This window comes from Parabacteroides sp. (genome assembly GCF_977054455.1).
Map to the genome: position 1 here is coordinate 36,626 of NZ_CDRTCT010000032.1, position 25,836 is coordinate 62,461.

At 46.5% G+C, this 25,836-nt stretch carries 15 protein-coding genes and 1 pseudogene; 2 read left to right on the top strand and 14 right to left on the bottom strand.

Features of this window, described 5'->3' with window-relative positions; all coding sequences use genetic code 11:
* Positions 1-83: 83 nt before the first annotated feature.
* The 3 genes from ACW6QF_RS15625 to ACW6QF_RS15635 all read right to left on the bottom strand — a co-directional run bounded on the left by ACW6QF_RS15625 (position 84) and on the right by ACW6QF_RS15635 (position 3,442).
* Positions 84-2,462 (bottom strand): glycosyl hydrolase family 95 catalytic domain-containing protein, encoded by a 2,379-nt coding sequence (locus ACW6QF_RS15625; protein WP_456088488.1) that lies wholly within the window; start codon positions 2,460-2,462, stop codon positions 84-86.
* A gap of 45 nt (positions 2,463-2,507) precedes the next feature.
* The gene (locus tag ACW6QF_RS15630; RefSeq protein ID WP_456088489.1) at positions 2,508-2,924 is read right to left on the bottom strand and encodes a hypothetical protein; all 417 of its coding nucleotides are present in this window, start codon (positions 2,922-2,924) and stop codon (positions 2,508-2,510) included.
* 155 nt (positions 2,925-3,079) lie between these two features.
* Positions 3,080-3,442, bottom strand: a complete 363-nt coding sequence (locus tag ACW6QF_RS15635) for a lipocalin family protein (protein ID WP_456088490.1) — start codon at positions 3,440-3,442, stop codon at positions 3,080-3,082.
* 190 nt (positions 3,443-3,632) lie between these two features.
* Between ACW6QF_RS15635 and ACW6QF_RS15640 the strand changes: the two are divergent.
* Positions 3,633-3,925 (top strand): annotated as a pseudogene (locus tag ACW6QF_RS15640) (ATP-binding protein); the annotation flags it as partial.
* Here ACW6QF_RS15640 and ACW6QF_RS15645 read toward each other — a convergent pair.
* From ACW6QF_RS15645 to ACW6QF_RS15685, 9 genes are all read right to left on the bottom strand, one after another.
* Positions 3,908-5,347, bottom strand: coding sequence for a family 43 glycosylhydrolase (locus ACW6QF_RS15645; protein ID WP_456088491.1), 1,440 nt, complete (start codon positions 5,345-5,347; stop codon positions 3,908-3,910). The pseudogene ACW6QF_RS15640 and the gene ACW6QF_RS15645 overlap by 18 nt on opposite strands.
* 37 nt (positions 5,348-5,384) lie before the next feature.
* Entirely contained in the window at positions 5,385-7,658 is a 2,274-nt protein-coding gene (locus ACW6QF_RS15650) for a glycosyl hydrolase family 95 catalytic domain-containing protein (RefSeq protein WP_456088492.1), read from the bottom strand.
* A 77-nt stretch (positions 7,659-7,735) separates the two neighbouring features.
* Positions 7,736-10,042, bottom strand: a complete 2,307-nt coding sequence (locus ACW6QF_RS15655; RefSeq protein ID WP_456088501.1) for a beta-galactosidase — start codon at positions 10,040-10,042, stop codon at positions 7,736-7,738.
* Between the two features lie 38 nt (positions 10,043-10,080).
* Positions 10,081-10,398, bottom strand: a complete 318-nt coding sequence (locus ACW6QF_RS15660) for a hypothetical protein (protein ID WP_456088493.1) — start codon at positions 10,396-10,398, stop codon at positions 10,081-10,083.
* Positions 10,399-10,432: 34 nt separating this feature from the next.
* On the bottom strand, positions 10,433-12,961 hold the full coding sequence (galB, locus tag ACW6QF_RS15665) for a beta-galactosidase GalB (RefSeq protein ID WP_456088494.1): 2,529 nt from the start codon (positions 12,959-12,961) through the stop codon (positions 10,433-10,435).
* The gene (locus ACW6QF_RS15670) at positions 12,951-14,534 is read right to left on the bottom strand and encodes a glycoside hydrolase family 43 protein (RefSeq protein ID WP_456088495.1); all 1,584 of its coding nucleotides are present in this window, start codon (positions 14,532-14,534) and stop codon (positions 12,951-12,953) included. Before ACW6QF_RS15670 ends, galB begins: the two co-directional genes overlap by 11 nt.
* Positions 14,535-14,801: 267 nt before the next feature.
* Positions 14,802-16,523 (bottom strand): RagB/SusD family nutrient uptake outer membrane protein, encoded by a 1,722-nt coding sequence (locus tag ACW6QF_RS15675; RefSeq protein ID WP_456088496.1) that lies wholly within the window; start codon positions 16,521-16,523, stop codon positions 14,802-14,804.
* A 20-nt stretch (positions 16,524-16,543) separates the two neighbouring features.
* Positions 16,544-19,834 carry a TonB-dependent receptor gene (locus tag ACW6QF_RS15680; protein WP_456088497.1) on the bottom strand — a complete coding sequence of 1,097 codons (3,291 nt, stop codon included), beginning with the start codon at positions 19,832-19,834 and terminating at the stop codon, positions 16,544-16,546.
* Positions 19,835-20,068: 234 nt separating this feature from the next.
* Positions 20,069-21,094, bottom strand: a complete 1,026-nt coding sequence (locus ACW6QF_RS15685; protein ID WP_456088498.1) for a FecR family protein — start codon at positions 21,092-21,094, stop codon at positions 20,069-20,071.
* Between the two features lie 134 nt (positions 21,095-21,228).
* Here ACW6QF_RS15685 and ACW6QF_RS15690 point away from each other — a divergent pair, with 134 nt between their 5' ends.
* Positions 21,229-21,834 carry an RNA polymerase sigma-70 factor gene (locus ACW6QF_RS15690; protein ID WP_456088502.1) on the top strand — a complete coding sequence of 202 codons (606 nt, stop codon included), beginning with the start codon at positions 21,229-21,231 and terminating at the stop codon, positions 21,832-21,834.
* Here ACW6QF_RS15690 and ACW6QF_RS15695 read toward each other — a convergent pair.
* The gene (locus tag ACW6QF_RS15695; RefSeq protein ID WP_456088499.1) at positions 21,798-24,122 is read right to left on the bottom strand and encodes a GH92 family glycosyl hydrolase; all 2,325 of its coding nucleotides are present in this window, start codon (positions 24,120-24,122) and stop codon (positions 21,798-21,800) included. The genes ACW6QF_RS15690 and ACW6QF_RS15695 overlap by 37 nt on opposite strands.
* Before the next feature lie 87 nt (positions 24,123-24,209).
* A complete protein-coding gene (locus tag ACW6QF_RS15700; protein WP_456088500.1) occupies positions 24,210-25,706 on the bottom strand; it encodes a RagB/SusD family nutrient uptake outer membrane protein in 1,497 nt (498 codons plus the stop codon).
* Positions 25,707-25,836: the final 130 nt, after the last annotated feature.

The window sequence follows — 25,836 nt, forward strand, 5'->3', positions numbered from 1 at the left end:
AACTGTCTACAAAGAGACGTAGGCGTGGGCACGGATTAACACGAAAAAACAAATCGATTCGTGTTAATCCGTGTAACCAGTGCCTAAAAAGATAAACAATAGTCTTCACCGGCACTCAAGTCCAGTTGTTTGGTTTGGCCCCGGTAAGCCACTTCATACAGGCCATCCTGGGCTGCATGCAAAACAGCTTCGGTCACTTCTCCATTCGCCCATGCCAGATCCAGCGTATGCCCTCCGGACACGCGGATACCTTTCAACCGGCCATCGGCATAGCCTTCAGGCCAAGCCGGCAATAATTCGATTTTCCCCGGCTCGGTATAAATCAACATCTCCATAAACAGACGGGGCAAACTCAACACGGCATCCAGATTATAGATCCGATGATCCGGATCATGAGACGTCACCAAACTATTATAGACATAATAACGGCGGCTGAAACGATCCAAATTTTTGGTAACCTTATCCATATCGCCTAAACGCGCAGCCTGAAGAGCCACATGAAGCAGGCCGTGAGCCGAACTGGTATCAAACTCAAAACGTTTGTTCAACGCCACTTTAGCGGCATCGACCAATTGCTCATCCCCTTTGTTTTTAGTCAGTTGGGAACCGGGAAATACCGGATACAAATGAGACAAATGCCTGTGATCATAAACATCCGGATAAGTGGTATCTACCCATTCCGCCAGAGCCCCATCCTCGTTTATGCGATACTCAGGCAATTTTTCCAGATAAGACGACCACTTGAGGCGTTCCGCCTCCGGAAGATCAAATCGGTTACCCAAATCAAGCAATATCCCGAACACTTCACGTGCAATCGCCACATCCATCGTTGCGTCTTTACTCAACCAGGTATGTGTCCCTGCGGGCGCATTCTCCGGCGACACACTCGGGCTTATGTGATACAGGCCGTCATCGCCCATAGTCAAATAGTCCTCATAAAAATCAGCCATCTCGCGATACAGAGGCAACACTCTATTTTTCAACATTTCATTGTCTCCCATCAACATTGCATATTCATAGAAGGGACGTAAATTCCATCCGGCCCCTCCAGGCCAGCACATCCAAGGGAAAGACGGACCGAAATGCGTCAGAAAACCATTTTCCGGATCATTGTAATGCGCTACAATAAAACCACGACAGCCCAAATAATTTTTAGCATTCAAACGCCAACCGGGCAGCAAACGTTCGACATAGCCGCAATAAGATTCCGCACACTCCGGCAGATTACTCATTGCCGCCGCCGATATTGCCAAATTTATGTTCGAGTCCCACACAAAACCACCAATCCAGGCAGGCTTCCAACCGCCGCCCCAAATTCCTTGCAAAGGAGGCGGATACTTTCCACAAGACGAAATCAGGAGGTAACGTCCCATGGCATGTATCTGCTCCATAAACAACGGGGTGATGCCCTCTTCATGGACAGTTGCCAACATTTGCTCCACCGGAATGTTCTTCCAATCCGAAGCACAACCCAGATCAAGTTGCATCCGACAGAACATCTCGCCATGCTCCTTCCGATGAGAAAGCAGCAATTTGTCATAATCGACCGGAAGCGCAGACAATTCCCGGCGCGTTTCCTTTTCTTCCGACACTTTGCCATCAGCCAACGGAGTAATACGGACCACAATCAGCACCTCATCCGCATCCTCCACTTTCAAGACCGGTCCTTCCGATTTCATGTTTCCTCCTTTCAAGGTTACCCGCGCCAATCCCTCGTAGCCTCCGGTATCCTGCCTGTAACCCGCCCGATAAGTGAGCCAGCCCGATTCAGCACCGGACTCCACGAAAATAAAAGCACTGTCCAAATTGTGTTCAAAATGACTCCCATGCCGGCCAGGCGTTTCTTCCAATCCCAGCGCAACGTCTACTTTTCCAGTCTTGCCGGCTTTCAGGCGAATGACATTCACGTTGTCTGTCCTCGAAGAGAACACCGACTCTTCCACTCCGTCTGCCCCTTGACAGAAAACAGAAGCGACTCCCGTTTCAAGATCAAGCTGACGACGATAGTCAGCTTTTACGGATACGGCGGTATCCATATGTCGTATATGCAAATCAAAAGCCGGATGGGGTATCAAAGGCCAACGCTGTTCCGCTCCCATTTCTTTCAACTGGCGGTCCGCCTCTAAAGTGATCAAGCGATCTGCCTCGTCCGTCTTGCCCGCATCGATCAAGCGACGCACCTCAGGAAGGAGTTGTGCCGTTACCGGCACAGTCTTTTTGTGATGATCCCAGCCACGGACAAACAATTCCTCATGCACACAGACAATACGCTCGTCATTCGGCCGCCCCCAAACCATCGTTCCATGCCGTCCATTCCCAGTAACAAACGCATCTTCCCATTGGCAGGCAGGCAAAGCGGACCAAATGACCCAACGCCCGGAAGACTCCGCATCCGGCTCCAGATTTTCGGAACGGCTACACCCTCCACAAACAATAATCAACAATAGAACAAGATATTTCATAAATGCCAAATCCCCTTTCTCTGATATTCTCTCTTACAAATTTGACTATCTTTTACCATATACCAATGTTCGTGTTCCATCCCATGCAACAGCTTCAACCCGTGTCGAACCTTCCGGATAACGGATCAGTGTATAATCCCGATTAGGAGAATCCGTTCCAACCATTGAAACCTTAACCAACTCTTTTCCCCTATATGTTTCAAAAACCGTCACGTTTTTCCAGACACTATGGTTCGCAACGATTGTCCCGTCTTTATGCTCTACTCCCTTACCATATACTCCGATAACAGGTAATTGATCTCTATATGCCTGCACACTGTTTGCCGTCAGGTAATAAAGGACAGGACTTGCAGGTTTAGGGTATTTTGACATATATCGTTTCAATTCGTCGCACTGTTCCTGCGTAATCGTCAATTGAGCTCGGGTGTAATCATCCATATCCTTATCAATAGGTTTCAACATTCCGGCTTTAATAAAAAAGTCAGAAAGTGTAGACGACAAAAATAGCCGATTCAGCCGAATATCATCTCATCTTTCAATAGTTTAAAAAAAATATTTCTCCATCTGCCACCTTACACAACTAAGCATAAGTGGTTTGCAGATGGGGGATTTCAACCTTAATGTGCCGATGGCACTGAAGTATACCTCAAAACATAGTTGCCCTTACTAAGAACCAAGCTGTCTCGTGTCAGCTTTTCTATTATTAATGTATCTGTAAAGGACAACGTTTGGTGATTTCCGATGCTTTTTCCTGTCAGGATCAATTTATCACCTTTACTTTCCCACGTTTCATATTGGAGGGTTGCCATATTGATAGAAGAAGCCTTACCTCCGGATTCGATCCTGATCCCCTGAAGCATATGCTCCATTCCCGGAACCGGTTCCACCCACGATCCTTCAATACCAGCTCCACTGCAAGCCATAAGCAGTACGGCTGCCATAACCCCACTTGCGTTCTTTAATAATGATTTTACATTCATGATTAATGATATCTAAATTTCAACTTTATATGTATCCTTTCCAAGAGTTTCATTCTATCTCCTCGATATGGTAAATATTCCTCCCCTTAAAACATGGAGGCAAACCACACTGTTACGGCGCAGCAGACGGCCGAAAACGTTGATTGCCGAGTTTCTGGATATAAGACGGCTATGTTTGAAAATCCGCTGATTGCTCAGACTCACCGATACGTCGTATGTCAGATACCTGCACGACCGGATCGACTGGTCTTCCCGTATGTTGGGCATAGTCGGCCCCAGAGGTGTCGGCAAAACGACTATGCTGCTACAGCACATCAAGCTTACCACAACATAGAAGACACTCTTTTTGTCAATGCCGACGATCTGTATTTCACGGAACATCGTCTGTTTGACCTGGCATCAGATTTCTACAAGAACGGAGGGAAGCACCTGTTCATCGACGAAGTGCACAAATATCAGGACTGGTCAAAAGGGATGAGTCTTAGAAAAAGTAAACCATTCCAGATTCATCAGATCCTCTTCTTCAGTTCCTGTCGGTTCTGCTGCTTTAAAGACCAAAACCAACGCATGTTTACCGGTAACCGATTTGATATGGGTTTCATGAATAGCATAAGCCACCTCACCATTCATTGCTTCCAGGTCACAGACTCCGAGTAACTCGCCCTCCGGGCTATCCAACCTGATTTCGATCTTCGCTTTCTTGTTCCTATCCCAGGTCTTACAAATAAAACGATCCACATCCGTACCGCTAAAATCATAATATTTCCAATAGGCATGATCGCCATCACGAATAGACGACAAATACTCTACCGGAACATCATTGTCCGGCCTGCGTACGGCAACCGCTACATGGCCGGACAACAGGCAAGCCCTGGCCGCATCCATCCGGTAGGACGGAGAGATGGGACCGCCCACCCCCTGTGTAGTCATTTCCACCTCATTAATCGTGCCATCCGGATTAAAGGTAATCGGTTCCAAGCAAGCTTTCCGCATCGTCCCGGTCTCGGTGGCATGGGTCGGACGGTGATAAGCGATATACCATTGTCCGTTGATTTCGGTGATACAGCCATGGTTGTTCACTAAATTACGGTCACTTCCCCAGTTGTCGATAATCACCCCTCTATAGGTGTACGGGCCCAAAGGAGAGGTGGCCGTCGCATACTCCAATGTCGCACAATTGGACCTACCATGCCGGGAATGGCCGCCATAGACCAAATAATAGATACCGTTCCGTTTCCGTACCGAACTCCCCTCGTTGAAGTAATCTTTTTTGTAGGTCAGCAGGCTATCATGGACAGCCCCTTCGATAGAAAGCATATCCTTGCTTAACTTTGCACCTCTGACATGCCACTGCCCCCAAAACAGATAAGCCTGCCCGTCATCGTCGATAAATACAGACGGGTCGATACCCGTAATACCCGTAATTTTCTTTCCATCACGGAACGGTCCATAAGGAGAATCAGAGACAGCCACTCCTTCGTTTTCGCCATCAGCGGCCAAACAATAATAAAGATAATACTTCCCGTTATGATGAATACAATCAGGAGCATAGAGGATATCATCTGTATAATCGGTCTGTTTCCCGATTCCTTCAGTAGCAAAAGAGAACTGCTCTACGCTCCAGCTCACCAAATCGGAAGATGACAATACATCATAAGAATTTGAACACCAGCTATTCCCCGGTTCGTCACGTGAACCGTAAACATAAACACGCCCATCGGGCATTTGCCTCACTTCCGGATCCGCAATGAAGACTCCCGGAGGGGCTATAGGGTTCAGAGCACGATGCATTGAAACGGATGCGACAGGTTTCTCCTGATCTGCCGGTTCTTTCTTTTCACCGGATTGGCATCCGGCCAATACTCCCATCACAAGCAGGCCGAATACACCTAAATAGTTGTTCATCTTTTAATTTCTTTATCTTTATATTTCACATACTTAATCATCGGGGAACGACTTCATATAGACATCCACTCTGCGTCTCGAACGACCAGATGCCGTTTTCCCGCCTAACAGAAACAGGCTGTCCATCTTCCAAGACCACCACATCTTTTCCCTGCCAGGGATCACACAATTTACAAATATTTCCTTTCTCACTCTCAATCTGCAAAGCGGTGAGCTTCTCACCGTCATAGCTTGCCGAAACCAGGAATGCGCCTTTGGTTCTCAAGCGGGTAAAGGATGCCGGCTTTTGTAACCAGCAAGGGAACAGGTGCAAAACCCCTTCAACCGATTGAAGCATCATGGAATTGACCGTTTCCACAACCGTCGTCTTTTCCAAGCAATGATGACCGTCTGCAATCAGGAAATTAGCACCGGCTCTCCGGATTAACGTCTGCATCTTCTCTACCAAAATATCCGGCGAGAGGCCGACACGCGCTCCCATCACAAAAGCACTCAACCCTAACTCGTTCATGGTCTCGGTCAATCCATTTTGCGACACGCCATAATAATATAACGTATTACGAGCCAATTGCAAGGCGGTACTGTCGGAATGGAAATGCAAGATTTCACAGGGGTAAACAGGATGCATCTGAATGACATGACTCGGCCAGTCCCAACCGGCTTCGTTCTTGGCATAGACGGGCAATCCCAGGTTAGGTTCCTGAGTCGGCATGATGACTTTATATGCAGGCAAATGGCCTAAAATATCTTGCCATAACGCCCGTCGTTCCTCATCGACACCCAAAATCCCGCTATAGCGCAGCAATAGGCGGAAGGTCTGTTCCACAAAAGCCAAATCGGAAGGCGGATTCAAATCCCAGGAATCTTCATGTCCACCAGTCGTAATTGAATAACGATAGGAATCACCAAACGGTTCTTTGTCTAAATAATCTTCATAGAAATCGCCACACTCTCGAATAAAAGGATAAGCCCTTTCACGCAGGAACGTCTCATCACCCGTATATTCATAATACCAACTAAACAATGGCACATTGAACGGGGCATCCATCGTCTGCTGCCAATACTCACCATAAAAAGAACCAATGCCTAAACCGCATACGGGAAACAAAATACCCCGACAAGACTTTCCTTTCCAAGAAGGGTGCATGATCCCCATCTCCTCACGGGCACGCCTCCGGCCTTCGGGTACCATCTTTTCGATAAAATCATAAAAAGGCATCGCCAACTCCGGACGATTGGCCGAAAACACACTATAAAAGCCAGCCTGACTATTGTAATTCAAGTGAATGTCACCATGATACATCATCTTATCGTCCATATTCCAGACACCATACATCCCACCACAAGCCGGAGAATGACTATTGTAGGCAGAAGCCAACAAATAGATGGACGAGAAATAATGACGATTCAGCAACGAATCGTTAGTCTCCACATACGAACGAGTCCACATCTCTTTCCACCACGCCTCCTTTTCTGCCTTCAGCGCATGGAGCCGAGACACATCGCATGCCTTCAAAGCCTCGTAGGCTTCAGCCAAACGAGCATTATTGTCCATTCCGCCTCCCGACACGTAGGTCAGGATTTGTACCGGTTTTTGGTTGGAAAACGTAAACTTCGTCCGTACCTTCGCATCCGAAAGCTGTTCAGAGGTAACATCCGCTCCCAAAACACGTGTAGAGATGCCCACTTGTGAGATCCAACGAATTCCGCCTTCAGTATTGGTCCGGCGCGTCACTTGGGCAACATTTCCCTGTATAGCGGCCGTTGTTGCATAAAGAGGCGAAGTATCACCAGCATAGGTATCAACCGTTATCGATACCGGTTCTTTCGAGCAGGTAGATAGTTCTGTCACAATAATGTTTTCTTCTGTCCCTATCCAAGTTTTCATAACGACCGGGAGCACCGTTCCGCTCTTCATCCGCAATTCAGCATTCAATTCGTCCATCTCATACAAAAAGCCGCCAACCGAATCTGACTCAACCACAATCTGCACACCACCAGCAGGCAAAGCAGCCGCCCCTTTTCCCGCCCAGTCTTCCCAACCGTCCGTGACGAAATCAACTTTCGACAGTTGGAGCGTCTGACTTCCAACTGATGTAAAACTGACGATACCGACATCTCCATTTCCTAAGTAAGGTCCTAACGGAGCATGATTACTTTTCACCTGTTCATAACCGAACGGTGCCTTCCAGACAGCCGTCATCAACGATTTCTTCCTCTCATAAAAGACCATATCAGCATTTTCTTTTGCCAACTTCTCTCCCGTACATGCCGCCAACATCAGCAAACATCCGAATATTTCCAATTTCATAATACAATATTATTATCTACCAACATACAACAGAGCGAATAATAGCCGTTTATTAAAACTTTTTTCACTCAGAAAGATTACATTGCAAAAGGCGTTGCCTTTACAAATACCTTGTAATCTTTTATCATTCCGGGGCATCCCTCTTCTACACGCGGCAAATAACGGAAACCGGAGATTGTCTGTTCTTCGCCCAAATCAATCACGACTTGATGCGGATAGGCATCATGGTCAAGGGTACTCCAGTAAGTCGATTCCTGCAAATCGAAGATCTTGTCTGCCGTGTAGTTGCCCCAACCGGTACTTTCACTATCGGCGTATGCAATCTTCCATTTCAAGCGTGGCAACGGTTTACCTGATTCGTCAAGCAGATAAAATTCAGCCAACGAGGCGACCTTTTCACCATCTTGTGCACTAAGGGCTTCCAAACAAAAATAACGACCTTTCGATGATTTGTCAAAACGTACTTCCTGCCAACCGCTTTCCCGCTTCAAGGAACCGCTTGCTACAGGCTTTTCACCTTTCAGGTTCAAGGTCTGACCTTCTATACGGTGAGTAGCCGGTATTTCTGCACGCAACATATCTAAAATCGGTTTATCCAACCCTTTCACTACAGCACGGTCCGGTCCAAGGAGATCCAAGACGATGATTTCATTTTCACCTTTCTTCAACCAGCACCCTGGCATATATAATGTCTGCTGCGGTCCGATTTTCCAAAAGCGCCCCATTGCTTTTCCATTGACCCAGACCATACCTTTTCCCCAGGTTTGCATATCGAGAAATACATCACCCACTTTATCCAAATTGAATGTTGCCCGGTAATAGGCCGGAACATCTAACCTCTTGCCTATCGCATATTTCTTATCTTTCACGAAAGAATAGTCGGTCGGAAAGTTGTAAACCTGCCAATTCTTAAGTTCTGTCCGCTCGGTTTCACTTCTCAATTCCACCCTGTCGGTGATACCTTTCCGATCATGAATCGCTACGTCAAAGTTCACACGTCCCATAGCTTCCACCAGAATGTCCAGTTGAGTTCCCTTAGCCAAATCCGGAAAAATTAATGTGTTTTCGCCACGTCGGCGGTCTAAACGACCTAACAATTTGCCATTAGCAAAGATCTGTGCCCAATCGTGCACCTCGTCGATCAACAATGTTGTACCCTCCTTCACTTCCGGCAAGACTGTCCGATACAAGATCGTACCCCAGCCTTGATCAAACTGTTCCATCGGCTTGATCTCTTCCGAGAACTTCGGTTCCGGTAGATTTTCAAACAAAGGTGTAACTTCATTCAGTTCAAATTCGGGAATCGTGATTAACGGATAAGCAGAAGGCACTTCCGGAATCACTTGTCCGGAGTCGGCATATTGCAACAAGAGTTCACGCAATTTGTAATATTTGGGAGTTGCCCAGCCCGCTTCGCTGATCGGGGCATCGTAATCATAAGAACTACACATGGCTGAATAAGACGGACTGTTCGCACCTCCCCAGTGGCCGAAAGTCGTTCCTCCGTGTGCCATATACAAAGAGAAGGATACGTTGCGGTCCAACATATCTTGAATACCGGAAACCATGATGCCTGCATCGCGTGTCTCATGCTTACGTCCCCAATGGTCGAACCAACCGCTCCAGAACTCGCTGCACATCAACGGAGCATCCGGACGCGCTTCCTTCAACTTCTTGAACTGGGCATCGATGTCAGCTCCCGTTCCGAAGTTTATCGTCCAGATCAGATCATCCAATCCGTTTAACTGGAAAGTCGAACTCCAGTCGCACTGAAAGAGCGGAACGTCCGTAAAACCGGCCTCCTTGACCATGTCCCGGATATTGGCGATATAAGGTTTGTCCACCGCATACGCGCCATACTCGTTTTCGACCTGCACCATGATGATGTTCCCGCCCCGGCTTACCTGCAAATCGGCCAACTGTTTACCGATTTCCGTCATGAACAACTTCGTGCGTTCCAAGAAATAAGGATCATTCGTGCGCAACTGTATATCCTCTTTCTTTAACAGCCACCAAGGCAATCCTCCCATTTCCCACTCCGAACAGACATACGGTCCCGGACGCAAGATGATATACATACCGTTCTTTTGTGCCAAACGACAAAAAGCAGCAATGTCGTTCTGTCCCTTAAAGTCGAACTGCCCCGGTTTCTGTTCATGGATGTTCCAAAAGGCATAAATACAGATCGTGTTCATACCTAAGGCCCTACACATCTGAATACGATGTTCCCAATATTCGGCCGGAATACGGGAATAATGGATTTCCGCAGCCTTTACCACAAACGGTTTGCCATCCAATAAAAACGTGCCTTTTCCAGCAGCAAAATCATGTTTCTCCTTCTCTTTAGGAGCACAGGCCAATAAGTTGATCAGGCATATCGCCATCAACATTATCCATAATTTGTTTGTCAATCTCATATAGTTTATCGTTTATATACTTTATTTTCAAATGCAAGCCATTCCAAATCCATCAGGTCCTCATCCTTCGTTTCTCCGTCTGCTGCCTTGAAGACAAGGACCAAAGCATGTTTACCCTGAACCGGCTTGACTTGCGTTTCGTGGATCGAATAGGGCACATCTCCCTCCATCGGCTCGATCCGGCAGGATCCCAGCAGTTCTCCTTCCGCACAGGTAGCTACCGGTCTTTCCACCGGCAGTTCCTTTTCTCCCAAACCACACCCTGTAAAAAGAGTGAGAAGAAGACCGGCCAAGCAGATCTTCATACGACTGTTCTTTTTCATATATCTTTTCTTAAATGACAATTGGTAACACGGCTCATATCTCGATATCAACCACCGCTTTTTTCAATCCTTTCGCTTCCACAGTCAGTCGGATGGGTTTGGTTCCTCCTCGTTTTGCCTTGACGATGGCCAAAAACAAGCCGTTGAAGGCCGGGCGAGCAGGCTCTGAAAAGGTAATCAGACAAGTCGGATCACCATTATCCGTTGCCACGATCTCGCCGTCGCCAACCACACTACAAGAGATGACAGGTTCTTCCGTCGGCACACTCCGTCCCTCCTCATCGACCAATGAAACCGTCACAAAGACCAAGTCTTCGCCATCCGCCTTAATCTGTCGTTTATCCGGCACGGCTTTCAGAGCGACAGCCTTGCCGGTTGTCTGTACCTGCGCTTCCGCCCATTTTTCATGCTGCTTATAAGCAATTGCTTTCAGTTCGCCGGATTCATACGTCACGCTGTCCCAACGGAAGCGATATTCGAAAGGTTTCTTCACTTTCCTGCCCAACGACTTGCCGTTCAAAAAGAGTTCGACCTCATCGCCCGAAGTATAGACAAAGACGGGGATGGATTCACCTACCTTATCAGGGAAGTTCCAATGCGGAAGGATATGCACCATCGGCGTGTCAGGCATCCAACGGGATTTATATAAATAGTATCGGTCTTTCGGGAAACCTGCCAAATCGACAATGCCAAAATAGCTGCTACGCGATGTCGGACGATTGCGCTCTATGCGTACCAACTCTTCACGCTGTTTTTGCAATTCTTCGTTCGTCATCGCGGCAGAATGATTGAGCAAAACGCTGGCATCACTGTTATATGGGGTCGGTTCGCCCAAATAATCGAAGCCGGTCCAGACAAACTCACCACAGATTGCCGGATATTTGTCCAAAGCCGCAAACTCCCAGTCGGGCAGTCCGCCCCAGCCGGGTTCCGTCAAGTCGTAGGAGGATACATGGAACTTGCGCGGAAAATATTCACCACGCGAACTCATCGTCGAACTCGATTCGCTCGAATAGCCCGAAAGATGCTCATGCCCTTCCTTATTCAAAAATTCTCCATAAAAATCAGGTCCGCCATACACACCCGCCGCATAATTCATTCCATGTACATCTACTTGCAACTCCGTCCCATTCATTGCCGACTTGCTGGGATAAGAAGCGCCGAACGTCGCAGGACGGGTCGTGTCGAAACGATGTACCACCTCTGTCAGATGCCGAGCAATACCTATCTCCGGTTTATATTGTTCATACACTTCGTTACCGGTGCTCCACATAATGACCGACGGGTGGTTACGATCCCGACAGATCAACATCTCTATATCTTTTTCATGCCACTTATCGAACAGCGTGCTATAATCCTTCTTTTTCTTCCCGACTGTCCAACAATCAAAAAGTTCATCCATCACAAGGAAGCCCATCTTGTCAGCCAACTCCAACAACTCAGGTGCGGGCGGATTGTGGGACGTACGCAATGCATTGCAACCGAAACTCTTCAAGATCCGTAACTGGCGTTCCAACGCAACCTTGTTGATCGCTGCCCCCAGCGCTCCCAGATCGTGGTGGTTGCATGTTCCATTAAGAGGCACACGCTTTCCGTTCAGCAGAAAGCCGTTGTCGTGCGTGAAGCGGATTGTGCGAAAACCGAAAGGCGTCTCATAGACATCCACCAATTTGTTCTTTTCATACACTGAGACGCTTGCCAAGTAGCGGTGCGTATGCTCCAAATCCCATCTTTTGGGAGATTCCACGCGCAAAGAAACCGAGTCTATCACTACAGATACCGCCGCCAAATCCAACGGTTGCTTGGTTGTCGATGCAACCTTCCGGCCCGCCACATCATTTGCATCCAGCTCATAAATATCCACCTTGTATTGTCCTTCGACGGCTGAGGACCGGTGGTTTTCAACCTCTACCCGTACGGAAGCGGTTGCATAGGCATCTGTCACCTCAGGTGTCGTCACAAAGACACCCCATTGGCCGACATGAACCGGCCCGGTCTCGACCAAACGAACGTGCCGATAGATACCGGCACCCGGATACCAGCGCGAGTCATACCTCTCCGTATCCAGCCGGACCGCCACCACATTGTCTGCCCCATAGCGCAGATAGGGCGTCAGGTCTACACGGAAAGAGCTGTAGCCAAACGGACGCTCCCCCACTTTCCGACCGTTCAGCCAGACTTCAGCATTGGCCATCGCCCCATCGAAATCCAGATAGAAACGCTTCGTCTTATCTTTGCCCGACACATCGAAATGTTTCCGATACCAACCAATTCCTTTCCAGGGCAATTTGCCGGTATAGCCTTCCAGTTCGATACGGAAAGGACCTTCGATAGCCCAGTCATGCGGGACATCCAGTTTGCGCCAACCCGCATCGTCGGCCTCATATGCTTCCAGCGAATCCGGCTCCGGCAAACGTGTCCCGTCGGCCTGCAAACCAAAACGGGCAAAACGCCAGTCGCGATCAAAATCGGAGACTTGCCGCTGTCCCCAAGCACACCAAGCGACTAAGTTCAAACACACAATGACTCCCCAAAGAACGGACTTCACCCTACTATTTTCCATAAAACCGAAACCAATTAAAATCAACAAATCCATCGACTCCCTCTTCCGTCACCGAATAATTGAAAAGAGCAAAGCGGTTACCTGTAAAACAAAGTCCCAAATCCATGTTCAACACGTTCCCGACAGGAAAAAACGCTACGCCATCCAAGCTGCAATAAAAACGGGCCGTCCAATCCTTATCCGTTACACGTGCCCGTATCCAGACTTTATCTTGTTTCAAATCATCCACTACCGTTTCGATGATCTGCCCGTTGTTACACATCACCACTTTCCGCTTCCCTTCAACCTGTTGTACACCGACATAAGCATAAGGAAATTGAAATATGCCAAAACCGGCCACATTTCCATCCTTCAAGCCAGCCACATCCATCTCTACCGTACCGGACGAACTCGGTCCTTGCACACGTTGAGTCAACGTATTGCGAGCACTTTTCAAATCCTCCGCTTGCGAAGCTTTCAAACGCATATAACCCGGACGTTCCGTAAGAGACCACCGTTTATTATCCGGATTATGATTCCATTGCCATTGCAAACCCAAGCGCTTACTTTCAAACTCGTCTGTAGTCGCCGGATTCTTGATTTTATATGTCTTCCCGACATTCGGTTTCCGATAAGCAACGGCATCCTTACCATTCGCTCCTAACATAGGCCAACCATCCACCCATTTTACTGGCAACAGACAAGGGACGCGTCCGATCTTATCACGGTCTTGCATGATTATAAACCACCAATCTCCGTTTTTCAACTGCACCATTCCGCCCTGATGAGGACCGTTAGGCGGATAAGAACTATTATCGCTAAAAACCACTTTATGCTCAAAAGGTCCATAAATACTTTTTGAACGAAGACAGACTTGCCACCCTTCCGTTCCCCCTGCAGGGCAAAGAATGTAGTACATCCCATTGATTTTGTACACATGAGATCCCTCCATTGCAGCACTTCTCTTCTGATCTTCATTATAAATGTTCTTATTCCAAATCTCAACAGGCCCGCTCTTGACCGACTTCAAATCCGCGTTCAATTCCGACACATACAGAGTCTTCTGTCCATGCACGACATAAACCCTGCCGTCGTCATCAAACAAGACGCCGGGATCATATAGATAATCGGGGAAAATCGTTCTGGTCCAAGGTCCCTCCGGCTTTTCTGCTTCACAAACCGAAAAATGACCGGTTTCCGTTCCCCATCCATAAGGAGTACAAAAAAAGACATAAAACTTCCCATCATGATAGCGTATCGAGTTCGCCCAAGAACCATTCAGATACAGATTTCCCCCTTTAAGGTCATATCGCGGATCTTCATCATAACGATCTATTGCATAACCGACAATTTCCCAATTGACCAAATCTTTCGACTTAGCAATCGGGCATCCCGGAACATAATGCATACTTGTAGAAACGAAATAAAAATCATCTCCCACACGAATGACATCCGGATCCGGCCAATCGCCCCACATAATCGGGTTTGTAAATGTCCCATCTCCATTATCCGGAGTCCAGACTTGTTGCGCTTCAGCCACAGACAATGTCAAAGACAGGAATAATATTTCTAAAAAATAAAACTTCAAGTTCATATCATTGCTTGTTTTTATTCTACATCATAAACTTTCAACTCATTGGAAAACATTCTTTTCATTGCCTTTAACACTCATCTTCTATTTTCAATTTCCAATTTCATCTCCAATATAAATCCGATCAACAGGAACGGAGTTAAGACAAAACTCATGCAAAAACGAGAATAGCAACTTTTGAAGTAGTCGTGCTTCTGACTAAATACTCGAAAAGTTGCTATCTCTTTTAGAATGACGATTCTACTAATCCATAAACGATTCGTTTACAAATTAACGCAACCACCATTTATCCTCTTGTTGCTTGATATTTTCGTTTTGATCGATAGAAGCTTGAGGAATAGGCCAAAAATAACGTCCTTGCACATCGTCCCAAATACGCTTTTCGAACACATACGGATTATCATGTTTCTGAGTTTCGGGATTCCAACGTTTCCATCCATAGGCCGGTCCGTTAAGTACTTTAGGCGCAATGCCCCACCGTATGATATCGTAGTAACGCAAACCTTCGAAAGCCGTTTCGACACGACGTTCGTGGCGCACTTTGGCAATCATATCACTTTGACTGGTCACGGCCGGATATTCGGGCATTTCTGCACGATTACGGATATCGTTAATAAGGCTCAAGGCTTCGCCTAAGTTTTCGTTTAACTCTATCAAGGCTTCAGCCCTCATCAACAGGATATCCGCGTAGCGGAAGATGGTTATGTTCTTATGTCCCAGCCAGCGATCCGGTTCTTCTCCTTCCAAGTCAGTCCACTTGGTCAACAAAAAGCCGGTGCTTACAGGTTCTTTGCCAATATAATCACGGCTATCGGGATCTTCCACGCCATAATGCGAATCGACTTTACCGCCTTTGATCCATTCCCATCCCGGGTGAATAATCGTCGATTTCAAACGAGGGTCACGAAATTCATATTCACCATAGCTCAACATGCCGGCTTGGTCTAATTCCGCACGTTTGGCCACGTGAGGACAGTTCAACGTTTCGCATTGATCATATGGGTGGCCTTCGATACATTCATATTCGTCGACAATGTCCTGCAAAGGAAGTAAGCCCTTCCACCCGCAATAGACAGACGATGGATAGGAAAGGTTGTTATTCAAGCTATGCGTCTTCAAGGAAGGGAAGTATTGGCGTTCGAAAATCACTTCATTGTTGTTTCCATCGGCTTGAGGGCGGAATAACTCTTCGTAGCTATGCTTTTTAGGATCGCCGTCGTAGGCACGGTATAAGCCGTAACGCCCACCGTCTATGATAGCCTGAGTTGCAGTCAAGACTCTTTTATAAAGATCTTCGGTTGACTCTTTGCTATTTTTCAAGAAGCTTATATATTTTGACTTAGCCGCCTCATGCAAAGAAACACGAGCGATCATGGCGTTGACCACATCTTCGGTGACGCGGCCCGATTCAAAGTTAGGAGCCTTCTTGATATCCACTAAACATTCTTCCAATTCTTTAATCACAAATTCGTACACATCGGCACGAGGCGTACGTGTCAGTTCACGCGACTCATCTACGGTCAACACCTTATCAACCAAAGGTACATCTCCGAAGAAAAAAAGCATGTCATAGTAATTCAATGCACGGATAAAACGAACTTCGGCACGCATGTGTGCATATTGATCCGGAGTCAGATATTCTTTAGACAGTTCCAATCCATGAAGCACATAGTTCATCTGAGCGATGGATTTATATTTCCACTCGTCCTGCAGGCCACGAGAAGTCGGTCGCAAATCACCGTTGGCAAAATGTTCGAGCCCCCACCATGTCGAGTTGTCGGTCCAAGCGTCACGAAAAGCGATGATATTATCGCCATCCCCTTCATAAACATAGTCGTAGCACCCGTCTACCATCATTTTAGCCTGCTGCTCGCTTTTCCACCATGCATCTTCCGGAATTTGATCCAACGGAGGAGTCGTTAAGAAGTCATCGCATCCTGTTAAGGCAACCGTACAAAGCGTTGCCATCATGATATGTTTTAAAGTTTTCATTACACTATCTTTTTATTCAATTAAAACTGTAGATTTAAACCAAACGAATAAGTTCGAGACAACGGATATGTATATGCGTTGAGTGTCTCCGGGTCGTATCCGGGAGTGAAATTGCTAATGGTAAACAGGTTGTTTGCCGAAAAATAGAGACGGATATTGGAGAATCCCGTATTCTTCAACAAATCGTTCGAGAAGTTATACCCCACCTGCAAGTTCTTCAGACGCAAATAACCGGCGTTAATCATCCAATAGTCGGAAGTCATATGGTTGAATCCCAATGAGCTTGTTGCTTCCAACAGACGTGGATATTTGGCATCGCGGTTGTCTTCGGTCCAATAATCCAACTGATGCTCGAAGGCCGGGCCTTTCCCTTGGTCGGAGAGCGGACGGATGCTCGGACCGTTCAATATATAGTTGCGCTTGCCAACCCCTTGGAAGAAGACACTAAAGTCAAAACCTTTCCATGCACCATTCAAGGTGACGCCAAACAGATAGTGCGGATCGCGGTCGCCCAAAACCACACGGTCATCGGCATCGATCACGCCGTCATTGTTCTGATCTTTGTACTTCACATCGCCGGGTTTCGCGTAACGACGGCTGTAAACGGGCGAATTCTTCACTTCTTCTTCCGTCTGGAACAAACCTAACGCTTCATAACCGTAGTAGGAATTCATGGCCAAACCTTCTGCCGTATAACCGTCCTTCCAAGGGCTCGTACCGCCTAAGTCTTTTACTTCGTTCTTGTTGTTAGACAAGTTTGCTTGAATACCATATCTGAATTCACCGATATTGTCATTCCAGCTCAATTCCAATTCCCAACCGTTGTTTTGCACTTCACCGATATTGACATTGGGTTTATCAAAGCCATATTCCAAAGGTACGGGCAAACCGATCAAGATATCTTTCGTATTCTTAATATAGTAGTCGAATGTTACGCCCAAACGGTTATCCAACGTACGGGCATCGAAGCCGAAGTCAAGCATGGAAGTCTTTTCCCACCCCAATTCAGAGTTTCCCAATCCACTTAAATAGGCAGACAGGATATACTGATTGCCCAAAGCTGCGTTTCCAAATCCAATCGTAGAATAACTCGGATAAAGGCCTACACCGGTAGTAGCACCTGTCAACCCCCAAGAAGCGCGAATTTTCAAATCGTTCAAATAATCTTGTGTCTTTTCCATGAAGCTTTCACTGCTAATTCGCCATGCAGCCGATACGGAAGGGAAAGTCGACCAACGGCTGCCGCTCGCCAGACGTGAGGAACCATCCGAACGCATCTTCAAAGAAAGCAAGTACTTGCTGGCATAGTCATAGTTCAAGCTACCGATAAAAGAAGCGATTGCCCAGTGAGTAGCCGAACCTCCGTTTGACCAATTCTCTTTCGAACCGCCATCAAGTACATGCAGAATATCGGTAGGGAATCCGTCGCGATAAGCACTGATACCATCCCACTTTTCATTTTCCTGCTGATATCCGGCCAAGATATCCAAGTTGTGTTCACCAAATTTCTTCTGATAAGTAAGCAAAGCCTGCAAGTTGTAGTATTGGGTAAAGTCACGCCCTTCATCCAATGCATTTTGCCCCATATAAGTCACTTCCTGAGTATCATAATTGGTATAGCCAACCATGCGCTTGAAAGTAGTCGATTTGTCAAACTTAAAATTCACGTTAGCAACACCTTGGAATTTCAAGCCATCCCAAATATCGTATTTGACCTTAAAAGTTCCTGATGCATCGTGAGTGTCATTCAAATTATGACCTCTCTGGTGCAAATCAGCCATAGGATTGACAACCGATTTAGCGTTCATGGCATAGCTGCCATCCGTATAATAAGCGATATCGGTAGGATTCATTTTATATACATCGCTGATGATGCCATCCATATCATCCACTTCGTTCTTTTGTCTCAAGATGTAACGCATGTCGAATGACAAGCTCAACTTTTTAGTCAATTGGGCATCAATGTTCGAACGGACATTATAGACTTTGTGCTGTGATTCGGGCAATGCACCTGTTTGGTAATCCAAGCCGGCACTCAAAAAATACTTGATATTCTCGGCACCACCGGTAGCCGAAATCGCATGGCGAGTAGTGATGCTGTTTTCAAACATCAAGTCAATCCAGTCTGTATTGCCATAATGATTCCGGTCGGAACCGTCAGCATATTTGCGTATTTGCTCTTCGCTATAATACTGGTTTCTGCCCTCTTCCGGCTTCAAATTGTACATAGCTTCATTACGCATACGAGCATACTTTTCCGAGCTAACCATCTTAGGCATTTCAGTTGGAGTGTTTACCCCGACATAACCATTATAACGGAAAACAGGTTTGCCGGACTTACCACGCTTGGTTGTAACCAAGATAACACCGTTTGCAGCACGCGAACCGTAAATAGCAGCCGAAGCGGCATCTTTCAAAACAGACATGCTTTCGATATCTTCCACATTCAGGTAATTGAAATTTTCAGCATCGGTCGGAATACCATCGACCAGCAACAAAGGAGCACCATTCGAATATTTATCATCGGCCTTTTTATTTAAAGAAGTAGCACCACGCAACTGCATACTGGCAGCCTTACCCGGACGACCGGACTGAACGATCGACAATCCCGGAACTTGACCTTGCAAGGCATCAGCCATTGAACTAACAGGGCGGTTTTCCAACACATCGGCTTTAACAGAAGTTACCGCATTGGTCAAATTGCCTTTCTTCACCGTACCGTAACCAACGACTACAACTTCGTCCAAAGCCTGCGTATCTTCCCGCAATGTTATATTGATCACACTCTCCTTGCCAATTTTTACTACCTGTTCATTGAAACCGATATAAGAGATCTGCAAATTGCTTCCCGGTGAAACCGTCAATGTGTATTTGCCATCCATATTCGTCACCGTTCCGTTGGTTGTTCCTTTCTCTACTACATTCGCACCAATAACCGGTTCGCCGTTTTCGTCCTTTACAACGCCGCTTACCGTTTTCTTATTCTGTTGAACAACGGAAACTGAAGCTGGTTCTGCAGAAAGAATAATCTTCTTATCCACCACTGAATAGCGCACATTTGTCCCCGAAAAGACCGTTTCCAAGACCTTAAAGATGTCGCTTTTTTTCGTATTCACAGAAACCCTCCTGTTCAGATCGACATGTTTCGTATTGAAAAAGAACGAAAAATCCGATTGGTTTTCAATTTCGTCTAAAACCGACTGGACCGTTTGATTCCGGATGTTCAAACTGACAGTGGCTTTTTGAGCATAGCTGTTCGTAGCTTGCGCCAAACCGATCGAACAGAATAGTAAGAAGATGTATAGCTTCATAACTCTTGGAATTTTGTTTAAGGTAAACCAAAGCGACTCTGGTACCCAAAACAGTTGGGTATTAAAATGTTTTTGCATAACTTTGTTGTGATGTATTTAATAAAAAATGATTTATTACTGCTTGTCGCCAAACAAGCGTTTTAAAGTTAACTCATTTCATCCGGGAGAATACGCCAATATTCTTCCGGATGTTTTTCTTTAAGGAGGTCTGTTTTTCATGTTTACTTTGATTGTTTAATAGATTTCTATTCTCGTTTTTTCATTCATGGTATCTTGTGTATCCAGATAACGCCATTTGATATTGGATGATATCCTGAAGATTTCCAATATGCGCTCCAACCGTTGATGACTGAAAGATCCGGTAAACGCTTCACTCCGAAGACGGTCATTGGATAATACGAAAGTTACATTAAACCGCTTCTCCAGCATCCGCAAGGCTTCTGGCAGAGGAGTCGCATGGAAAACAATCTTTCCGTCTTTCCAGGCAATTTCCGACTCGCCATTCGTTTCGGTCAGTTGTATCCGGGAAGAAGAAGAATCATAGGTCAGTTTCTGTCCGGGTTTCATCAGTACGGCTGTGGACTGCCGGTTTTTCATATAATCGAAGCGCACCTTTCCTTCAATTAAGGTAGTAGAGACAAAAGCGTCTTTTTCGAATGCTTCGACATTGAAAGAAGTGCCCAACACCTCTATTTTCGTTTCATGGGGAGTAGAGATGACAAAGCCGTGTTCCGGATCTTTCTGCACTTCAAAAAAAGCCTCTCCCTGCAAAGTCACCCTTCTTTTGTCCTTATCGAAGAAAGACGGATAAGACAGTTTCGATTCCGAATTAAGATGGACAACAGAACCGTCCGGCAGATGAACCGTGGTCGTCATGCCCGGATTCGTTTTTACTTCAATCGTCTGGGCTATTTCGACCGGGCGATGTTTCAGATTCTGTATGCCGAAGGCTATCAACAGAGGCATAAACAGGATGGCTGCAACACGTTGCAGCCAAGTAACCAGGGTTACTTTAGGACGAACACTGTCTTTACTCATCTTTTGACAAACAGAAGACAATGCTTTTTCCGTATCCACTTTCGACAATACCTGCATCGTATCCGTGGCCAGATAAAGCGTATGGATCTGCTTGGCAACCCGGTAATTTTCATCCGATTGCTTTATCCATTCCTCGACCCGCCGGCATTCCTCGACTGTCGCTTCGCCGGAACAATAGCGGGGCAGAAGGTATTCTATTATATCTGTATTCGGTGTTTCCATGTGTATATTTATCCTTGTTTACTTATTAGACAAGAGAAGTCGAACGGATTCCTAAACGAAAAACCATCTTTTTTCAATATTTTTTTGCTACCATACAAAAGTCAAAACAGTTTCTTATCTTTGTGAACAGATATATGGAAGGAGAGAAACTACAAACCACAGAAGAACGCTTTTTACTTTCAGCCATGCAACATGGAGATCTAAAAGCCTATGGTGTCTTGTTCAGGAGATACTATCCGATGCTCTGTGCTTATGCGACAAAGTTTGTAGAATTGAAAGATGCCGAGGAGGTCGTGCAGGATGTGATGCTGTGGTTATGGGAAAACCGGGAAAGGCAAATCTTCGAAACGTCACTTAGCCAATATCTGTTCAAAGCGGTCTATCATCGCGCCATCAATCTGATTGTCCGCCATCAATCCCAACTAAGAGCCGATACCCTTTTCTACGAAAATATGCAGGAGATGCTACAGGACACCGATTTCTACCAACTCGAAGAGCTGCAAAGAAGGATCAGGGAAGCGGTAGATGCTTTGCCCCCCGCTTACCGGGAGGCATTCGTCATGCACCGCTTCGATAATAAAAGCTATAAAGAAATTGCCGAAGTCTTGCAAGTATCCCCTAAAACCGTCGACTATCGGATACAACAGGCATTAAAACAATTACGGATAACGCTGAAAGATTATCTGCCGTTGATCCTGCTCTTCTATTCTAACTCCACTCCCCATTCCTTATTAGGTTGAGGCCCCAAATCGATATCCAACGTACCGCCTTTTATCAACTCACTATGTGGAAAATGATATGTTTTTAACGGTTGACCATTCAGCCGAACGGATTGGATATAAATATTTCCAGGTGAATTGTTCTTTGTCCGAATCACAAACTCTCTACCCGGATAGTACGTATTATCTAACTTAATCGTCACTTTGTCGAAAATCGGTGAAGTAATTTCATATTGCGGATCAACGGAAGCACCACCCTGCACATCAAACAATCCGATTGCCATCAGTACGCCTAATGCTCCCATCTGCCCCTGATCCTCATCGCCGTTATAGCCGCCATAAGGGGTGATGTCGCCGAAGACCTCCTTCTTGATACGTCTCACCCAGTATTGGGTCAGCCACGGTGCGCCGGCGTGATTGAACAGATGCGCCATGTGCAAAGAAGGCTGGTTCTCGTAATCAACCCAATTCTCGGCATGAGCGCCATGAGCCGTGATGAAATTATTCGGGGCAGCCAGTTCGAACTGCTTGTTTAGTTTTTCCACAAAAGCCTTTTTCCCTCCTATCAAATAAATCAAGTCTCGAATGTTTTGAGGAACGTAATAGGTATAGATCGCCGCATTGCTCTCTACGAATCCCGGCATATTGAAGCCTTTCCCTACCGGAGCAAAGTCTTTCAACCAGGAACCGTCGGCCATACGCGGACGCATCCAACCGCTCTGTTTGTCATACATATAACGATAGTTGTATGAACGGCTATCGTACTTCTTATATGCCTCTTCTTTTCCTAATCCTTTGGCAAACTGTCCCATGCACCAGTCTTGATAGGCGAAAAACAGAGTCATGCCGCATCCTTCCTTGTGCATGCCTTTTCCGAAAATCTCTTCGGGGACGAATCCTTTGGCTACATAATGTTCCATAAAAGCATTTGGAGTTCTCCCGTATCCGACATAATCCCGGATACCACCCGGTTCGGAGTTCTTCAGGCAACCAGCATAAGCAGCATCTATGTCGAAATCCCGGATACCTTTATTATAGGCAGCTGCGATCAAAGGAGTGACCTGGTCGCCGACCATCACATACGTGTAATCGCCGCCGCTCGGTCCCCGTGCAATCATACCGCCGTTATGGTAATAGTCCACAAACGTAGAAACAAACTCACTCATCACACGCGGGTAAGCGATAGACCACAAGACATTGAGATTGAACTCCGACCCCCAAAGCCCGTCCGAGTTATGCGTATTGCGGACCGGTTTGCCGTCCTGCAACGGAACCTGCCGTATGCGAGGAGACTCACCCGTGTTGTCCAAGTACTTCCCGTTAGCATCCGAAAAGATATGTCGTCCCAGCAAGGAATGCCACAAGTCCGTATAGAACTTGATCCGTTCCTGCTCCGTGCCGCCCTCGACGGTGATCTTTCCTAACTCCCGGTTCCATTCAGCAAAGGCATCCTTCTTCACCCGGTCGAAGTCCCAATGGTCGAGTTCCGCATTCATGTTCAACCCGGCCTGCTCTTCGCTGACATACGAGATGGCGACTTTCATCTGTACAGTGGTGGACTTCAATTTATCAAAACAGACATAGCCGCCCACGTTCGCTCCTTCCAACGCCTGTTTGCGTACCAACCGTTTTTCCTTGCCATCCATTTCCCAACCGCCGAATTCAGAGAACGGCTGGTCGAAACGAGCGACGAACCATACCTTCACCGGCTTCGGACGGCGGCCCGTCGGCGCCATGACCGCATATCCGCGCACCTCCTTGTCCGATGCCTTGCGGACGGCGGCCGACTGCATCTTTCCATGCCCGAGGAAAGCCCCGGTATCAAACAGTACATTCGCCTTCTCTCCCTTCGGGAAACGGTAACGGTGCATCCCGACACGGGTCGTGGAGGTCAATTCCACATCAATGCCATACCGGTCAAGCGTCAGTTTATGATAGCCCGGCTTGACCGTCTCCTTGTCGTGCGAGAATGGCGACTTGTACGCCTCCATCCCTTTATGCCCCAAAATATCTCCCGTCGTCGGCATGACCGGAATGCCCGAAATCTGCCAGCAATGAATGTGACTGAAACAACGCACCTCCGTCGAGTCGTACAGATACCCCGAATTCCAAGAGCCCTTCACCCACGTGTCCGGACTCAGGCTGACCATCCCGAACGGCCGGCAAGCCGATGAGAAATAGAACCAACGCGACTTGTGCGAATCGATTTGAGGACGGACATAGTCGACCGGTGACTTAGCCCCCATTGTCGGCAGACAAAATACTACAACTAAAAATACAAACAACCAAAATCGTCTTACATTATTCATATACATCTGTTTTTATTTTACTGAAAAAAGAAAGGGCACAAACGTACCCTTTCCCTATAATCCTAAACAATCCTGTTTCAAATACCTTTATTCATACCCCGGATTCTGCTTCACATCCTCCTTGTTGGAAAGAAGCGACCACCAGGAATAAGGAATCGGACGAAGATAATGAAAATCGTCCAAATAAGGCTTACCTCCCGGTATGAAAGGACTGTTTGCCCAATAATTGTATTTCAAGGTACGTTCTTTCAGCTTGCCGGTACGTTTCAGTTCAACCCAACGCAATTCTTCGGCAGCCAATTCGCGTGTACGTTCGTCCAAGATAAAGTCGATATCGACATCCGCTGCCTTTATATCCATATAATCGCTTCCGCAAGCTCTCCGACGGATCGTATTGATACGTTCGGCAGCCAAAGCGGAATTGCCGGCTTTATAATAGGCTTCGGCGGCAATCAGGTAGACCTCACCCAAACGCATCAGGAACAAGTCTCTCACACCTTGGTTGTCATCATAATAAGACTCCGGTTCCCAGAATTTGTCGATAAACGGACGTGCCTGCAACCAGTCGGTATGAAACCACAACGTATTCGGTACTTCGCCATATGCCTCCTCAAACATCTTTTTCTCCTTGCTGTTATTGTCCTTAAACCACAGCTTTCGGGGAACAACGCCATAGGGAACATTCATGAATCGTTCTGCCGGCCACAAATGAGACTCGTCCGGAGCCGGGATATACAGACTCGTATCACGACCTGTACCCTGCCAATAATCCACATTTATATGGTATTGTGACGGGTCGTAGGTCAAGTCCACCTTACTACTGCCTTCCCCGGCAGCCCAAACCTGGAACTTCGTCGTCTGGTCTATACCATATTTACGGGCAGCAAAAGTTGAAACTTCGACCATGCATAACCTCCTGAACGTAGCGTCATACCGTTTGTCAATCTTATACGAACAATTTTCGGGGAACCGATCCAACGGGTTCAACAGACTCGGCACCTTGTATGACTGGCCGGGATGATTCAATGTGTCGACACCGAAACATTCAATTGTATGGAATGTCTCATTATAAACACGGATATGTCTGTTGTAGTAATTGGAACGCTGTCCACCGATAAAGTTATCGTAAGCAATACCGAACTTGGAATGATAGTTGTTTCCACTTCCATTCAACAGTTTGTCTTTCGTATACTGCACGGAGAAAATAATTTCTTCGTTCTTCTCATTTCCTGGGGTGAAAATCTTCTGGAACTCATCCAACAACCGATAAGTGCCACTGTTAATAATGGCATCGGCATACTTGGCAGCATTCTCGAAATCGCCAGTCTGTGCAAACGGCTTATATCCTCTCGTCAGATACAATTTAGACAACAACATTTGAGCCATCCCTTTTGTCACACGACCGAAATCCGCACTTTTATCCGGCAATATATTTTGAGCCGATTCCAAGTCTGTTATCAACTGCTGATAAATTTCCGCTTCCGGTACCCGTTCTCCTTCGGTTTGAAGTACATCATACGGCTTTAACGGAAAGGGAATGTCACCGAACTGTTCCACCAGATAGTAATAATAGAGTGCCCTCAACGAATGTAGATAATAACTGAAAAGTACTCCACTTAGTAATTGAAAAGTATACCACTAAGTGCGTCTGATTAGACGGTTCAAATATAGTTATTTTTCATTGGATTTCAACATTTTTTGTGTTTCTTTCACA

Bases quoted from the DNA above. Each gene is read 5' to 3' on its own strand.
- ACW6QF_RS15675 (WP_456088496.1), bottom strand. From the start codon at position 16,523: ATGAAAACTTTAAAACATATCATGATGGCAACGCTTTGTACGGTTGCC.
- galB (WP_456088494.1), bottom strand. From the start codon at position 12,961: ATGGAAAATAGTAGGGTGAAGTCCGTTCTTTGGGGAGTCATTGTGTGT.
- ACW6QF_RS15645 (WP_456088491.1), bottom strand. From the start codon at position 5,347: ATGAACAACTATTTAGGTGTATTCGGCCTGCTTGTGATGGGAGTATTG.
- ACW6QF_RS15625 (WP_456088488.1), bottom strand. From the start codon at position 2,462: ATGAAATATCTTGTTCTATTGTTGATTATTGTTTGTGGAGGGTGTAGC.
- ACW6QF_RS15680 (WP_456088497.1), bottom strand. From the start codon at position 19,834: ATGAAGCTATACATCTTCTTACTATTCTGTTCGATCGGTTTGGCGCAA.
- ACW6QF_RS15690 (WP_456088502.1), top strand. From the start codon at position 21,229: ATGGAAGGAGAGAAACTACAAACCACAGAAGAACGCTTTTTACTTTCA.
- ACW6QF_RS15660 (WP_456088493.1), bottom strand. From the start codon at position 10,398: ATGAAAAAGAACAGTCGTATGAAGATCTGCTTGGCCGGTCTTCTTCTC.
- ACW6QF_RS15655 (WP_456088501.1), bottom strand. From the start codon at position 10,042: ATGGCGATATGCCTGATCAACTTATTGGCCTGTGCTCCTAAAGAGAAG.
- ACW6QF_RS15695 (WP_456088499.1), bottom strand. From the start codon at position 24,122: ATGAATAATGTAAGACGATTTTGGTTGTTTGTATTTTTAGTTGTAGTA.
- ACW6QF_RS15670 (WP_456088495.1), bottom strand. From the start codon at position 14,534: ATGAACTTGAAGTTTTATTTTTTAGAAATATTATTCCTGTCTTTGACA.
- ACW6QF_RS15685 (WP_456088498.1), bottom strand. From the start codon at position 21,094: ATGGAAACACCGAATACAGATATAATAGAATACCTTCTGCCCCGCTAT.
- ACW6QF_RS15650 (WP_456088492.1), bottom strand. From the start codon at position 7,658: ATGAAATTGGAAATATTCGGATGTTTGCTGATGTTGGCGGCATGTACG.
- ACW6QF_RS15635 (WP_456088490.1), bottom strand. From the start codon at position 3,442: ATGAATGTAAAATCATTATTAAAGAACGCAAGTGGGGTTATGGCAGCC.
- ACW6QF_RS15630 (WP_456088489.1), bottom strand. From the start codon at position 2,924: ATGTTGAAACCTATTGATAAGGATATGGATGATTACACCCGAGCTCAA.